The sequence below is a fragment of the Mucilaginibacter sp. UR6-1 genome (assembly GCF_020880975.1).
Lineage (GTDB): Bacteria > Bacteroidota > Bacteroidia > Sphingobacteriales > Sphingobacteriaceae > Mucilaginibacter.
In genome coordinates, this window is sequence record NZ_JAJIWP010000005.1 from 14952 (window position 1) to 30615 (window position 15664).

16 protein-coding genes are annotated in these 15664 nt (G+C 44.4%); 2 read left to right on the forward strand and 14 right to left on the reverse strand.

The genetic code is table 11. The features are described from left to right. Positions 1-68 precede the first annotated feature (68 nt). From LJ707_RS16830 to LJ707_RS16865, 8 genes are all read right to left on the reverse strand, one after another. Complete coding sequence (locus tag LJ707_RS16830; RefSeq protein WP_228953184.1) at positions 69-1070, reverse strand: acetyl-CoA carboxylase carboxyltransferase subunit alpha; 1002 nt, start codon at positions 1068-1070, stop codon at positions 69-71. Positions 1071-1120: 50 nt separating this feature from the next. Beyond that, a complete protein-coding gene (locus LJ707_RS16835; RefSeq protein ID WP_228953187.1) occupies positions 1121-1621 on the reverse strand; it encodes a hypothetical protein in 501 nt (166 codons plus the stop codon). Positions 1622-1668: 47 nt separating this feature from the next. Further along, positions 1669-2367 carry a fatty acid desaturase gene (locus tag LJ707_RS16840; RefSeq protein ID WP_228953189.1) on the reverse strand — a complete coding sequence of 233 codons (699 nt, stop codon included), beginning with the start codon at positions 2365-2367 and terminating at the stop codon, positions 1669-1671. A 49-nt stretch (positions 2368-2416) separates the two neighbouring features. Then, complete coding sequence (locus LJ707_RS16845) at positions 2417-3193, reverse strand: zinc-dependent peptidase (RefSeq protein ID WP_228953194.1); 777 nt, start codon at positions 3191-3193, stop codon at positions 2417-2419. A gap of 97 nt (positions 3194-3290) precedes the next feature. Further along, positions 3291-4937: a pyruvate dehydrogenase complex dihydrolipoamide acetyltransferase gene (locus LJ707_RS16850; RefSeq protein WP_228953195.1), complete on the reverse strand. Its 1647-nt coding sequence runs from the start codon at positions 4935-4937 to the stop codon at positions 3291-3293. Positions 4938-4959: 22 nt separating this feature from the next. Beyond that, positions 4960-5955 carry a pyruvate dehydrogenase (acetyl-transferring) E1 component subunit alpha gene (gene pdhA, locus LJ707_RS16855; protein WP_228953196.1) on the reverse strand — a complete coding sequence of 332 codons (996 nt, stop codon included), beginning with the start codon at positions 5953-5955 and terminating at the stop codon, positions 4960-4962. A gap of 222 nt (positions 5956-6177) precedes the next feature. Next, positions 6178-7857, reverse strand: a complete 1680-nt coding sequence (gene ettA, locus LJ707_RS16860; protein WP_228953198.1) for an energy-dependent translational throttle protein EttA — start codon at positions 7855-7857, stop codon at positions 6178-6180. 68 nt (positions 7858-7925) lie between these two features. After that, positions 7926-8447 (reverse strand): hypothetical protein, encoded by a 522-nt coding sequence (locus tag LJ707_RS16865; RefSeq protein WP_228953200.1) that lies wholly within the window; start codon positions 8445-8447, stop codon positions 7926-7928. A gap of 414 nt (positions 8448-8861) precedes the next feature. Here LJ707_RS16865 and LJ707_RS16870 point away from each other — a divergent pair, with 414 nt between their 5' ends. After that, positions 8862-11393 carry an ATP-dependent Clp protease ATP-binding subunit gene (locus LJ707_RS16870; RefSeq protein ID WP_228953202.1) on the forward strand — a complete coding sequence of 844 codons (2532 nt, stop codon included), beginning with the start codon at positions 8862-8864 and terminating at the stop codon, positions 11391-11393. 85 nt (positions 11394-11478) lie between these two features. Here LJ707_RS16870 and nadD read toward each other — a convergent pair whose 3' ends face one another. The 5 genes from nadD to LJ707_RS16890 all read right to left on the reverse strand — a co-directional run bounded on the left by nadD (position 11479) and on the right by LJ707_RS16890 (position 14057). Further along, a complete protein-coding gene (nadD, locus tag LJ707_RS16875; protein WP_228953204.1) occupies positions 11479-12051 on the reverse strand; it encodes a nicotinate (nicotinamide) nucleotide adenylyltransferase in 573 nt (190 codons plus the stop codon). A gap of 66 nt (positions 12052-12117) precedes the next feature. Then, a complete protein-coding gene (locus LJ707_RS16880) occupies positions 12118-12372 on the reverse strand; it encodes a four helix bundle protein (protein ID WP_370632423.1) in 255 nt (84 codons plus the stop codon). Then, positions 12320-12487, reverse strand: a complete 168-nt coding sequence (locus LJ707_RS20435; protein WP_370632412.1) for a four helix bundle protein — start codon at positions 12485-12487, stop codon at positions 12320-12322. The genes LJ707_RS16880 and LJ707_RS20435 overlap by 53 nt, the downstream gene beginning before the upstream one ends. A 29-nt stretch (positions 12488-12516) precedes the next feature. After that, positions 12517-13083: a guanylate kinase gene (gene gmk / locus LJ707_RS16885; protein ID WP_228953205.1), complete on the reverse strand. Its 567-nt coding sequence runs from the start codon at positions 13081-13083 to the stop codon at positions 12517-12519. 98 nt (positions 13084-13181) lie between these two features. Then, complete coding sequence (locus tag LJ707_RS16890) at positions 13182-14057, reverse strand: YicC/YloC family endoribonuclease (protein ID WP_228953207.1); 876 nt, start codon at positions 14055-14057, stop codon at positions 13182-13184. A gap of 102 nt (positions 14058-14159) precedes the next feature. Here LJ707_RS16890 and LJ707_RS16895 point away from each other — a divergent pair, with 102 nt between their 5' ends. Further along, positions 14160-14915 carry a hypothetical protein gene (locus LJ707_RS16895; protein ID WP_228953209.1) on the forward strand — a complete coding sequence of 252 codons (756 nt, stop codon included), beginning with the start codon at positions 14160-14162 and terminating at the stop codon, positions 14913-14915. A gap of 14 nt (positions 14916-14929) precedes the next feature. Here LJ707_RS16895 and rnc read toward each other — a convergent pair whose 3' ends face one another. Beyond that, positions 14930-15655, reverse strand: coding sequence for a ribonuclease III (gene rnc, locus LJ707_RS16900; RefSeq protein ID WP_228953211.1), 726 nt, complete (start codon positions 15653-15655; stop codon positions 14930-14932). Positions 15656-15664 lie beyond the last annotated feature (9 nt).

Genomic DNA, 15664 nt, shown 5'->3' on the forward strand with positions numbered 1-15664 from the left:
ACTTACATATAAAACAATAAAAGCGGCCATAAGCCGCTTTTATGTTTAGCACTATTATACACTAATATTTATTCTGCTTGTTTTACAGGGGCAGGAGCTTCGGCAACTTCAGGCTCGTCCTCAATCACTACGCCCATTGAGCAAAACTTGTCAATACGCTCTGATACCAATTGGGTAATTTCCTTTTGCTTAAGTTGAGCAAGCTCCTTAATCAATTGCTTTTTCAGGATGTTGGCCATAGCCACCGGATCCTGGTGCGCACCGCCAAGCGGTTCTTTCACCACGCCATCAATCAGTTTGTTTTTCAGCATCTCGGTTGAGGTAAGTTTTAATACCTCTGCCGCGCGCTCTTTATTTTCCCAGGTTTTCCAAAGGATGGTTGAGCAATTCTCAGGCGAGATTACTGAATACCATGAGTTATCCAGCATCAATACCCTATCGCCAATACCAATACCTAACGCACCGCCTGATGCCCCCTCGCCAATAATCACACAAATAACCGGCACTTTAAGTACCGACATTTCCAGCAGGTTACGCGCTATGGCTTCGCCTTGTCCGCGTTCCTCAGCCTCAAGGCCCGGATAAGCTCCCGGGGTATCAATCAGGGTAATAACCGGTTTATTGAATTTTTCGGCAAGCCTCATCAGGCGTAAAGCCTTGCGGTAACCCTCGGGGTTGGCCATACCGAAGTTACGGTACTGGCGCTCCTTTGTGTTGCGGCCTTTTTGATGACCGATGATCATTACAGTTTGGCCGCCAAGGGTAGCAAAGCCGCCCACAATGGCCTTATCATCACCAACAGTACGGTCGCCGTGCATTTCAATAAAATCGTCGCACATCAGCTCTATATACTGTAGGGTATAAGGCCTTTCCGGATGGCGCGATATCTGTACCTTTTGCCAGCCGGTAAGGTTGCCGTAAATATCCTTTTGTGCTTGTGCAAGCTTGGCTTCCAGCTCGGCAATCGTGGCCGACATATCCAGCTTGTTCTTATCTTCTATTTGTACAACCTTGTCAATCTGCTGTTGCAGTTCGGCTAACGGTTTCTCAAAATCAAACGAAATTTTCATACAACTCTATCAATCAGGCGCCAAATTTAAATAAAACCAATGGCAAATTGTTACTTGTTATCCTGTAAACGCTCAAACTTATTTATTTGCTTTGCCGTGAGCAGCTTTTGTGTCTTGAGGCAGGCCTGCAAAATGGCGTTTCTGAGTTCGCCCTGGTATATACCATAGCGATTGGTGTAGTAGATCAGGTTACCGTCATTAATCCTTTTTATCCTGAAAAGGCTGTCAATAGCCCGCTCATTACGGATGATAAATACGCCCATTTCCTTTTTCTTGCGTATAAGCTCCGTATTAATGGCGGTTATTTTGCTCACCTGCGCATCATCAAGCTTTAATTTATCTTTCGAGGCAAGTACTTTATCCGGTGCAGGGTAATGGTTCAGCTCCGCAGCCCATCCCATATGGTACATGTCCTCTCCTTTTTGCAGGGCATCGTACTGTTTAAGGCTGAGTGTTTTTACCGTGGATGGCTTGCCAGTGCTATCCGTTTGCGCAAATGCACTAACGGATATAATTGAAATAAAAGATAATGATAGTATGGATTTAAGCATAAGCAGGTTGTTTGTTTTTAAACGACAGCATAGCATGTGTAGTATAATTATTCGGGCTTGTTAACCGATGCCGGCGGCAAAGGCGCCTTCCATAACTGCCACCACGGCGTTGCAGGCGACTCGTGGTGCTCATAATGATACCCAAAAAAATAACAGCTTAAAAAAGCCCATACGTGGTTACGCCGCTGGCTGCGTGCATAATGAGGGTTATTATGTTCGCCCTTATGAGGCAAATAGGTACCAAAATAAAACAGTTGCAGCGTGCTTAACAGCGATGGCACCACCCAAAACAATATGAGGTTAGGCTGGGGTATCCACAACTTTAAAACATTGAATAAAGCAGCCATAATTACAATTTGCCATATCGACAAATAGTTGCGGATAAAGCGCACATACCAACTTAAAAAGCTGCCGTGGTGATAATCCGGATCATCGTCACTATGTACATGCCGGTGGTGCATGTGGTGTTTTTTGTACAGATGCGGATACCAGAATGAAGCATACAAAAATGTACTGATAAAGCCGATGGCGTTGTTAACGCTTTTGTTGGATGAAACCGTACCGTGCATGGAATCGTGCGCGGTGATGAACAGGCCAGTATACAGGTGCATTTGCAGCAATATAAACAGGTATAACAGCGGATTGGTAAAATCCACCATCCATTGCATCAGCAGGGTGATAGAAACCGCCCAGCAGCCAATAACAATAAGCGCGATGATGATACCTGTGTTTGATCTGTTTTGCATGGTTACGACAAATGCACAGCAAATTTGTGTCCAAGATAGTTAACCGCGGTTAATTAGCAGCAGGGTCCTGCCCGAATGCTTTACTCAATAGCTCATACAGTTCGGGGTGGCGCGCCTGTAGCTTATCGGGCTTCTCGAAAAAGTATTCGGATACTACCGCGAAAAACTCCGCCTCATTGGTGGCGGCATACGGGTTAATGTCTGATTTGCCTTCTTCTATCTTCCGTATCTCCTGGTGCATCATCCGTATCCAGGGTTTGATAAATTCGTGCGGCAGCAATTGCTCGGGAATACCGTCGGTAGCGCCGTCAACCTTATCAAGCAGGTGCGCAAACTCGTGGATGCCGGTATTTTCGGCACCCGAATTTTTAGAAAAGCCTTTTTCAAGTGCCTTGCGCGAAAGGATCATCTGCCCGTTCATATAACCGCTGCCCACCATGCCCATAATACTGCGGCCGCTATCGCCCTCAAACTGGTACTGCTCGTCGAACGTATCAGGGTAGAGCAGCACATTGGTGATATTGCGATAGTTCCAATCCTTGAAAGCGAATATGGGTATCACCGCGCTCGATGCAACCATCAACCGCTCAACGTCATTCACCTCCAGGCCAACACCCTCAATATGTACCGCATCCATAAACTGCTCTATTTTATCCTCAAAGTAAAGTTTATCTGTATCGTTCAGATTATTATAAAAATCGATATGCTGTGCCAGCAACTTCTTTTGCGCATCGGTAAGAATAACCTGTGTGAGCGCCCGTTTATGCTTGCGCTGAAATAAGGTGTAGGAGATAATGATGGCGGTGATAATGGCTATGTAGAGCATAAAGTCTGTTTATTTAAACAAATAAAAAAGCGATGAGCCTAAACCCATCGCTTTTCAAAATTCCGAAATTGAAAATTCGAATTTCGAAACCAAAAAATTATATCAGCAACCTTACAGGTTCTTCTAATAATGCTTTCAGGGTTTGCAGGAAGGCCGCTGCCGATGCACCGTCTACTGTGCGGTGGTCAGAGCTTAAGGTAACCTTCATTACATTGCCCGGTACTACCGCGCCGTTTTTAACAACCGGCACTGCCTGTATACCGCTAACCGCTAATATACATGAGTTTGGTGTGTTAATAATGGCGGTAAACTCCTCAACACCAAACATCCCTAAGTTTGATATGGTAAAGGTTGAGCCTTCCATCTCATTCGGCTGAAGCTTTTTGTCCTTCGCTTTTTTGGCGTATTCTTTAACTTCAACAGATATATGGCTTAATGATTTGCCATCAGCAAATTTAATAACCGGTACCAGCAGGCCTTCATCAACCGCTACGGCAACGCCAATGTGCACATGCTCGTTAAAGCGGATCTTATCACCTAACCATGATGAGTTAATAACCGGGTGCTGTTTTAATGCAACGGCACACGCTTTAAGCACCAAATCGTTAAATGATAATTTAACTGGTGCAATGTCATTCATCTTGGTGCGCGCGGCAATGGCGGCATCCATGTCAATAGCCATGGTTACAAAGAAATGCGGCGCGGTAAACAGGCTTTCAGCCAAACGGCGACCGATAGCTTTACGCATTTGCGTAACAGGCTTTTCGGTAAATTTCTCTTCGCCGGTGTACGTTGGCAGTGAGATCGCTTTTTCAGTTTTAGCAGGAGCAGCGGCTTCTTTAGTTGCAGCTTCCTGAACTTCTTTAGTTGATGGGGTAAAGCCCTCAATATCTTTCTTCACGATGCGGCCGCCATCGGCAGTGCCTTTAACCTCGTTCAGGTTGATACCTTTATCCTTAGCGATTTTACGTGCTAACGGAGAAGCTTTAACGCGGCTATCATCATCTGAAGTAGCAGAAGCAGTTGCGGTAGCAGTTTCTTCCTTAGCTTCAGGTTTTGCTTCTTCTTTGCTTTCAGCAGCAGGGGCAGCATCAGCTCCACCATCAAGTAATGGCTGTATGTCAGTACCTTCTTTACCTACAATAGCGATGATATCGTTAACCTTGGCGGCTTCGCCTTCTTTAACACCAATGTAAAGCAGGGTGCCTTCTTCGTAACCAACAACTTCCATGGTGGCTTTGTCGGTTTCAACATCGGCCAGTGAGTCGTCAGATTTTACTTTGTCGCCTACCTTAAAGTTCCATTTGTTGATAACGCCCTCGGTCATGGTATCGCTCAGTAAAGGCATACGTATAACCGCGGCAGGTATGCTTGAAAGGTCAACCTTTGGTTTGCTTTCGTCCGCAGGTTTGCTTTCTTCTTTTTTATCTTCGGCTGGTTTTTCCTCTTTCTTATCGGCCGGGGCGCTACCGCCTTCCGCTTCAAGCGCAGCTTTGTAGTCTTCGCCCTCTTTACCTAATACGGCAATAACAGCGTCAACCGGTACGGCGGCACCTTCTTCAACACCAATGTAAAGCAGGGTACCATCCTGAAATGATTCAAAATCCATAGTGGCCTTATCAGTTTCAACCTCGGCCAATACATCGCCTGATTTTACCTGATCGCCAACTTTTTTATGCCATTTAGCCAATACCCCTTCGGTCATGGTATCGCTCATTTTTGGCATTTTAACTACTTCAGCCATATTATATTTGTGTGTATAATGGTTAGTCTAAAATGTAAGGATAATCTTGTTGCACATAAACATCAGTGTAAAGCTCTGATGCTTCAGGCCATGGTGATTCTTCGGCAAATTGTACCGCTTCGTCAACAGTAGCCTTTATCTTGGCGTCGATCTCCTCAAACCATTTCTCATCGGCATAACCTTCTTTAAGTATGGTTTGTTTTACCGATTCAATAGGATCTTTCGCTTTGTAGCTTTCAAGCTCGTCTTTAGTGCGGTATTTCTGCGGGTCAGACATTGAGTGACCTTTGTAGCGGTAAGTACGCATCTCTAAAAAGGTTGGGCCTTCGCCTGCACGGGCGCGCTGCACGGCCTCGTCCATAGCGTTGTGTACCGCAACCGGGTCCATACCATCAACGGCTGATGAAGGGATGCCGTAAGGTATACCTAATTTAAAAATATCCGGCTCAATAGTAGTACGTGCTACTGATGTACCCATGGCGTAACCGTTGTTTTCGCAAATAAAGATAACAGGCAGTTTCCAAAGGGCAGCCATGTTAAAGGTTTCGTTCAAAGCACCCTGACGTACCGCACCATCGCCCATATAGCAAATGTTTACGTTATCAGTACCTTTATATTTTTCAGCAAAAGCAACACCTGCACCTAACGGAATTTGTCCGCCTACGATACCGTGGCCACCATAAAAATGGTTTTCCTTGTCGAACATGTGCATCGAGCCACCTTTACCTTTTGAACAACCTGTAGCTTTACCATACATTTCGGCCATAATAGCTTTTGGGGTTGTACCTTTAGCAAGTGCGTGGGCGTGATCACGATAAGCGGTGATCATGCTGTCCTCATGACGTATTACCGACATAGCACCGGCAAGCACAGCTTCCTGACCTATGTACAAGTGGCAAAAGCCCCTGATTTTTTGCTGACCATAAAGTTGTCCGGTTTTTTCCTCGAACTTGCGCATCAACTGCATTGACTCGTACCACATCAGGTAGGTGTCTTTATTTATTTCGATTGAACTCATGTTTATTAAAGAACCTTTTTTTAAGATGCGCAAATCTAATTATTGATTTTATAAAATGGAAATCCATTGCGATTGTTACCTTAATTATACTCTTTTTTTACAAAGAGATACCTGTTGCAAGCTTTTGTGGTGGTATAGTTATTAAAAAGGTATTAAATATTTTGACAAGTACTGCTGTATACAAATAAAAAATGCCGGCACTTGCCGGCATTTTTGTAAATATTATCCTAATTTTTTGTATTTGATGCGTTTAGGTGCCACATCGCCGAGGCGTTTTTTGCGGTTCTCCTCATATTCAGAGTAATTACCCTCAAAGAAATAAACCTGCGAGTCGCCCTCAAAGGCCAGTATGTGTGTACAGATCCGGTCAAGAAACCAACGGTCGTGACTGATCACTACGGCGCAGCCGCCAAAGTTTTCCAGCGCTTCTTCTAATGAGCGCAGGGTATTCACGTCAATATCATTGGTAGGCTCATCCAGCAGCAGCACGTTACTGCCCTTTTTAAGGGTAATGGCCAGGTGAACCCGGTTACGCTCACCGCCCGATAGTACGCCTATTTTTTTCTGCTGATCGGCACCGTTAAAGTTAAAGCGCGATACATAAGCGCGAGAGTTGATGGTGCGGTTGCCCACCACAATGTTATCAGTGCCGCCGGTAACATTCTCCCATACTGATTTATTGGCATCCAGGTCATCGTGCATCTGGTCAACATAGCCTAAAGCCACGGTTTCGCCTACACGGAAGGTTCCGGCATCCGGTGTCTCCTGCCCGGTAATGAGTCGAAACAAGGTGGTTTTACCCGCGCCGTTAGGGCCGATGATGCCCACAATGCCTGCCGGTGGCAGCGAAAAGCTCAGGTTTTCGAACAACACACGGTCGCCATAAGCCTTGGTAACATTAGTGGCCTCAATAACCACATTACCCAAACGCGGGCCCGGCGGAATGAACAGCTCCAGCTTATCTTCACGGTCCTTAGTTTCCTCTGATGCCAGTTTCTCGTAGTTTGATAAACGCGCCTTGCCCTTTGCCTGGCGGGCCTTTGGTGCCATGCGCACCCACTCCAGCTCGCGCTCCAGGGTTTTCTGGCGTTTGCTTTCGGTTTTCTCTTCCTGTGCCAGGCGTTTGGCTTTTTGGTCAAGCCATGAGGAGTAGTTGCCTTTCCACGGGATGCCCTCGCCACGGTCAAGCTCCAGTATCCAGCCGGCCACATTATCCAGGAAATAACGGTCGTGCGTAACGGCAATTACGGTGCCTTTATATTGTTGCAGGTGCTGCTCCAGCCAATCAATAGATTCGGCATCAAGGTGATTGGTAGGCTCATCCAGCAGTAATACATCCGGCTCTTGTAACAGCAATCGGCACAAAGCCACACGGCGGCGTTCACCGCCTGATAGTACGGCTATCTTGGTATCAGGCTCAGGGCAACGCAGTGCATCCATGGCGCGTTCAAGCTTGGTGTCAAGCTCCCAGGCGTTCACGGCATCTATCTTGTCCTGCAATTCTCCCTGGCGGGCCATCAGCTTATCCATCTTATCGGCATCGCTGTAGTATTCTTCCAGTCCGAATTTTTCGTTAATGTCTTCGTACTCCTTTAAAATAGAGGTTATCTCAGCAACACCTTCCTCCACCACTTCGCGTACGGTTTTTTCAGGGTCAAGCTCAGGCTCCTGGCTTAACATACCAACAGTATAACCCGGCGAAAACACTACCTCGCCCTGGTAGCTTTTATCAACCCCGGCAATAATTTTTAGTAGAGATGATTTACCCGAACCATTTAAACCGATAACACCGATCTTGGCACCATAAAAAAAGGAGAGGTAGATATTTTTAAGAACTTGTTTTTGCGGCGGGAATATTTTATTCACCCCGGCCATCGAGAATATTATTTTTTCGTCTGCCATTATATTCTTGTTAGAAGGGCAAATATCTGCTAATGAATATTAATTAGCCAAAAAAAAGCAATAAAGGTTTAGCGGCTTGCTTCGGCTCCGCGTATCATTATCTTTTCGCCTTTAACGCCTGTAATAATTGTTACTACCGATGTGTTGGGCAGCGCGGTTTTAAAATAAGGCATATTTACGGCGGGTGTTAACCTCACCGATCTAAGGTAGCTTTCAGGCACGCGTACATTGGCGGTGTCAGTTAATAGCTTATCATTCCATACATATATTACCGGTTGTTTACTTTTTACGGTTATGCCCTTTACGCGTAAAATATCTTTTATAGATAATAGCCTGTCGGCAAGCATTCTTTTTAGATATTCAGGGTTGTTAAGGGTGATGTAAATGGCTCCGTTAGGGTGCTTGTCATCAGTTTTAATTACATGTATTTCCTTTATACTATCCGGCTTAATAAAATCAAAATATGCACGGTTAATTACCGTTCCCTGAACATAATAAACAGGCTCGTTGTGCGTATTGTGGTACTGTGCCAAAGTTATGCTTACCACAAAAAGCTGGCAGAACGCCAATAAAAGCATTATCTTTTTCATAACTGGTTTGGTTTGATTACTACAAGGTAATAACTAATATTGATAACGTTTGAACAACTGGCAGAAAAAATATATGCCTTTCTGTCATCCGCGCTGACGAATTTGCCGTAAGCTTATTTAAGGGCTGCCGTTAAGTTTGCCCGATTAAACTTTTTGGTTGCTCCGCATGTCAAAACATTGTATTTCAACACATTTGTAAAAATATAAAGAAAAACAGCTTTTTTGTTGTTATAAAATTGTTGGGTATGGTTAAAATTAATAGATTGCATTATCATCACAATGTCTGTTTTAGGTAGCCTGAAAATATTGGCAATGTTGTTGATAAAAAGTATTAAACACGTCGTTAACTATTATAAGCGAATTAATATAGCTTGCTGATAAATTAAAGGCGTTTACACATAAGAAAGGTATTATATGGAAGCTAAATTTTCGCCACGCGTTAAGGATGTGATACAATATAGCAGAGAGGAGGCCATACGCCTTGGGCATGATTATATTGGTACCGAGCATCTTTTGTTAGGTTTAATTCGCGATGGTGACGGTGTAGCAATAAAATTGCTCAAGGGTTTTAGCGTTGATACCGCTAAACTGCGCCGCGCTGTTGAAGATGCCGTTAAAGGTACAACCGGAACTAACGTAAACATTGGCAGCATACCGCTGACCAAACAAGCTGAAAAGGTATTGAAGATAACATATCTTGAAGCAAAAATATTTAAAAGCGATGTGATAGGCACCGAGCACCTGCTGCTGTCAATCCTTCGTGATGAGGATAATATAGCCTCGCAGATACTATCGCAGTTCAATGTGAATTACGAGGTATTTAAAGCGGCTGTTGAATCGCACAAAAATGATATTACCGACGAGATGCCGGGCTCATCAACAGGCGGCGATGATGACTTTAAGGAAGAAGAATCATTCAGCCAGCCAAAAAAGGTGTCAGACATCAAATCAAAAACACCGGTGCTTGACAACTTTGGCCGTGACCTGACCAAGGCTGCCGAAGAGGGCCGCTTAGACCCGATCGTTGGTCGTGAAAAGGAGATCGAACGTGTATCGCAGATCCTTTCCCGTCGTAAAAAGAACAACCCTATTTTAATAGGTGAACCGGGCGTTGGTAAATCAGCCATCGCCGAGGGTTTAGCATTGCGTATCGTGCAGCGCAAGGTATCGCGCGTGCTATTCAACAAACGCGTTGTAACGCTTGATCTGGCATCACTGGTGGCCGGCACCAAATACCGCGGCCAGTTTGAGGAGCGCATGAAAGCCGTGATGAACGAGCTGGAAAAATCTCCGGATGTGATCCTTTTCATTGACGAGATCCACACCATTGTGGGCGCCGGTGGCGCATCAGGCTCGCTTGATGCCTCAAACATGTTCAAACCGGCTTTGGCCCGGGGTGAGATACAATGCATCGGCGCGACAACTTTAGACGAGTACCGCCAGTACATTGAAAAAGATGGCGCCCTGGATCGCCGTTTCCAGAAAGTAATGGTTGAACCGGCTACGCCTGATGAAACCATTGAGATATTGAACCGCATTAAGGAGAAATACGAGGAGCACCACGGTGTAACTTACACTCCTGAAGCTATTGAGGCTTGCGTTAACCTGACCACCCGCTACATTACCGACAGGTTTTTACCTGACAAGGCGATTGATGCGCTGGACGAATCAGGCTCACGTGTGCACCTGACCAATATCCACGTGCCGCAAAACATATTGGATATTGAGCAGAAGATAGAGCAGATCAAGATCGAGAAAAACAAAGTAGTTCGCAGCCAGAAGTATGAGGAAGCCGCTAAACTTCGTGATACTGAAAAGCACCTGCTTGAAGAACTTGACCAGGCAAAATCAGTTTGGGAAGCCGAAACAAAATCAAAACGCTACACCGTTAGTGAAGATAATGTTGCCGAGGTTGTAGCCATGATGACCGGTATACCGGTACAAAAGGTTGGCCAGGCTGATAGCGCCAAGCTGCTTGCCATGACAAACACCATATCAGGCAAGATCATCGGGCAGGACGACGCGATCAAGAAACTGACACGTGCTATACAACGTACACGTGCCGGGTTAAAAGATCCGAAGAAACCAATTGGTTCATTCATTTTCCTGGGGCCTACCGGTGTTGGTAAAACCGAATTGGCCAAAGAGCTTGCCCGCTTTATGTTTGATACCGAAGACGCGCTGATACAAATTGATATGAGCGAGTACATGGAAAAATTCGCGGTATCACGCTTGGTAGGAGCGCCTCCGGGCTACGTAGGTTACGAAGAAGGCGGACAGTTAACCGAAAAGGTACGCCGCAAACCATACGCGGTTGTATTGCTTGACGAGATTGAGAAAGCACACCCTGACGTATTCAACATCCTTTTACAGGTGTTGGACGAAGGCCAGCTAACCGACTCATTAGGCCGTAAGGTTGATTTCAGGAATACCATCATCATCATGACCTCGAACATTGGTGCACGCCAGTTAAAGGATTTTGGACAAGGTGTTGGTTTTACCACTGCCGCCAAAACCATACAGGCCGAGGCCCACTCAAGAGGCGTGATAGAGAACGCGTTGAAACGTGCTTTCGCGCCGGAGTTTTTGAACCGTATTGATGATGTTATCGTGTTTAACTCATTGGGTAAAGATGAGATATTCAAAATTATCGATATTGAGCTTGCCCACCTGTTTAGCCGTGTTAACAGCTTAGGTTATAAAATTGAGCTTACCGAAAATGCTAAAGAGTTTATTGCCGAAAAAGGTTACGACTCGCAGTTTGGTGCACGCCCGTTAAAACGAGCTATTCAGAAATACCTTGAAGACCCGATCGCCGAGGAAATACTGAAAGGTGAACTTAACGATGGCGATGTGATGGAAGTGGATTACGACAAGGAAGCCGACCAGATCAGGATCATCGACAAAAAAAGTCAGGATAAAACAACCGAAGAAGAATCAAAGTAACACTGCTTCTTTTAAATAGCAAAGCCCGCCGTTATTAATTAATGGCGGGCTTTTTTGTGACTGTGCTATAAATTTTTTTAAAATATTAGCTGTAAAGGTTCTTGTTCCTGATAAATTCCAGTACGGCATCGGGCACAAAATATTGTACATTCTTTTTTTCGGCTATGGACTTGCGGATAAATGTTGCCGATAGCTCCATCAGCGGGGTCATGGTGATGGTTACGGATGGGTGCGAAGCCAGCTCTGCATTTTCATAACCTGGCCGAGGATACACATAAACCCGGTAATCACGAAGGATCAGCTTATAGTTTTTCCATTTAGGCAGCGAGATCAGGTTATCCGAACCCATAATAAGCGCGAATTCGTGCTGCGGATATTTCTCTTTAAGATGGGTAAGCGTATCAATAGTATATGATGGCTGGGGCAGGCGCAGTTCTACATCATTCACCTCAATTGATGTAGAGTTATCAGTAGCCAGTTTAGCCATCTCCAACCTGTCGTACATATTAATCAGGTCGCCATACTTTTTGAGCGGATTTTGCGGCGATACGATCAACCACACCTTATCAAGCTGGGTATGGTTGGCCATATAGTTGGCTATAATTAAATGCCCTATATGTATAGGGTTAAATGAACCGAATAATAAGCCTATCTTCATCCTTTAGCAGTTTGCAGTTGACAGTTCTCAGTTTGCAGTTTCTAATATTTTAGTTCGCAGTTTGTACTAACCGGCACCAAATTTACCGGGATTGTCAATCATGTATTGTACTAATCTTCCGACCTCGTGCGATTGGGAGATTAAATTATCATAAGTGCTTCTGTCAATATACTCACAGGCCAAAGCATATTCCAACCATCCTTGAGTTTCACTATTTTCCATATCGACATCTGTGAGCTTGCTAACAAAGTGATTTGGATACCGCCTTTTACCATAGGCTTCTATAGTGCAGATATTTGTTGATCGTGATGATCGGCGGATCTGGTTCTGTCAAAGAATACGTTTCTTCTTTCGGAAAGAGCTTCGTGATATTAAATATCTGCATAGACAAAGAAAACGTTTTCTTATACAGTAAAAGATCCTTGTATGTTCCCATAAAAACTGCTTACTGTAAACCGGAAACTGCTAACCCTCAATAAAATTTCGCACCAGTTCTTCCGCTTCTGAACAGGCAGTATCAAGATCGTAATTTTTGAGGATAACATCAAATTTTGGCGCGTAGCCCAGTTCCTTTTCGGCTTTGGCAAAGCGCTCGTTCAGTTTCTCCTGGCTATCGGTACCACGGCCGCTAAGGCGTTGTTTAAGCACCTCCATTGATGGTGGCTGAACAAATATGGCCAGCGCCTGATCGGCATACTTGCGTTTAAGGTGCAGGCCGCCTTCAACGTCAATATCAAATATCACGGTTTTACCTTTTTTCCAGATCCGCTCAATCTCGGTACGCAGCGTACCATAAAAAGTGCCGGTATATACTTCCTCAAACTCAACAAAATACTTTTTGGCGATAAGGTGCAAAAACTCCTCTTTGCTTATAAAATAATAATCCTCGCCATCGGTTTCGGTGCCGCGTGGCTGCCTTGTAGTGGCCGATATGGAAAATTCCAGCTCGGGCATTTTACCCAGCAAATGGTGTACTATGGTAGTTTTACCAGCACCCGACGGTGCGGAGAATATGATGAGTTTACCTTCCATGGGGCAATAGTCAGTGGTCAGATAGTGAGTGGTCAGTAGTCAGTGGTCAGTGATTAGTTAATTACTATTCAAATGACCAATGACTACTCACCTAATGACTATAAAACGTTTAGTAATTGTTCTTTAATTTTTTCGAGTTCCTCTTTCATGCCTACTACCAGCTTTTGTATGTTGGCATCATTGGCCTTTGAGCCGATGGTGTTTATTTCTCGCCCGATCTCCTGTGTTATAAAGCCAAGCTTTTTACCACTTGCGTCATCAGCAGCGAGGGTTTCCAAAAAGTAGTCGCAATGGCTTTTTAACCTTGTTTTTTCTTCGGTGATGTCAAGCTTATCAATGTAATAGATAAGCTCCTGCTCAAAGCGGTTATGGTCTATCACCTCAACACCGGCGGCATCTGCCAAAAACTGATTTAAACGCTCGCGGATAACCGGTACACGTTTCGGGTCTTCCGCCTCTACAGCTTTCAGATTATCAACTATTATACTGATGCGTTGCTTAACATCATTCTCAAGCACCCGGCCTTCATCTTTACGGAATTGCAAAAAGCCATCCAAAGCCTGTTTAAACGCTTTTTCAACACTTTTCCACTCCTCCTCAGATACTGTTTCCTCGTTATATTTTACCACTTCGGGCAATGTAAGGGCTAACTGCAGCAGGTTGCCCGCAGGCTCACCTAACTCAATACTTACATTTTTTAGCTTTTGATAGTAATGCTTCAGCAGCTCGTTATCAATACCGGCGGCTTTAACTGCCGAACTGGTTTGCTCAACATTTATACTGAGGTTTACCTTACCGCGTTCAACACTTTTACTGCAATCGTTACGGAGCTGAAACTCTTTTTCAGCAAACATTTTTGGTAAACGTAATGATAGTTCGAGGAATTTACTGTTCAGGGATTTGATCTCGACGGTATATTTGGTACCGCCCGAATCAACACTGGCTATTCCATACCCTGTCATGGATTTTATCATGCGCAAAGATATGCTTTTTCCTGCTAATAACTGCTTTAACACTTTTTAGCATCTGCATGCAAAATACTATGTTTAAGTTTACGTTCATCTACATATCAGTTAATGAACATCAAAAAACACTTATCATATATCATTTTGTGCCTTTTGGCCATCACAGCCAGGGCGCAGCAAGGTACGGTTCAGGGCATTGTGTACCGCAACAACACATCCACACGCATAGCGCAGGTTGTTGTTACCAACCTCAGAACAAATGCCACAATGATGAGCGATGAACTTGGCATATTTACCATTAATGCCAAACCCGGCGATACATTGCTGTTTGACAAAAGTGAATTTGCCGACCTGCGCCATATAGTTGGTACCGAAAAAGAAATGGTGGTTTATATGCGCCTGATGACCAGCACTGAACTGGAAGAGGTAAAAATAAAAGCGACCACCAAACAACAGGAATTAAGTGAGGTAATGCGCGACTACCGTGGCCAGGGTACCTTTTTTAATGGCAGCCCTCCTGCGCTGGCATTTTTAATGTCGCCGTTAACGGGCTTGTATGAACTGTTTGGCAAAACACCTGGCCGGGCTAAACGCTTTGCTAAATTTAGTAAGGCCGAACTTGAACAGAATGAAATAAACCGCCGTTATAATGTGCCGTTTGTTAAACGCACGCTAAACGTGAGCGATGAAGAGGCCGGTAAGTTCATCAATTACTACATGCCCTCGTATGAAGATATACGCGTATGGAACGATTATGAGTTGATTAAACGTGTAAAACGCCAGTACGAATATTTTAAGATCAATAAAGATCCGCTCAGAACTAATCCGTTCCAGGTAAAACCGGCTGATACCGCCAGAAGAAATTAATTTGATTTAAAATATCAGATCCCCAGGGCTTCGCAGGCTTTTTCGGCAGAAAGTTTTTCGGCATTCTTTTTACTGAACTCCTTACCAAGGCCTAACGGCTCGCCATCAACAACGGTTTGTATGGTAAAAAGCTTAGTACTTTCGCCTTCCTGGTTACTGATCAGGTCAAAGCTAATATCCTTGCCATGGCGCTGGCACCACTCAATAAGCTTGCTTTTAAAGTTGGTTTCGGTCATCTCCAGCGTGTGGATGTCGATATGTGATTTGATGATATGGTTGATCAAAAAATCCTTGGTAAACTCATATCCTTTATCCAAATACACGGCACCTATCAGTGCCTCAAAAGCATCGCCAAGCAAAGAACCCTGCCTGCCGGAACTTAAAATACGGTTATCGTACTCTACTAATTGCTCAAAACCCAGCTTACGCCCTAACTGATTAAGGTTAACACGGCTCACTATTTTTGAACGCAGTTCGGTTAAAAAACCTTCGTCCTTATAAGGGTATAATTTAAAAAGCACCTCGGCTACAACGCTACCCAATACAGCATCACCCAGAAACTCCAAACGTTCGTTGCTGTTCTTAACGCCATTTTTAACATTTTGCGCAACCGACTTGTGCCGGAAAGCCATACGGTATAAAGACAAATTGCCCGGCACAAAGCCGAGCAAATTCTTTAAAGTTTTAACGTATTTTCTGTTAGGCGATAGATAAAGCTTATAAAACCGATTTATAGGCATTCAAAATAC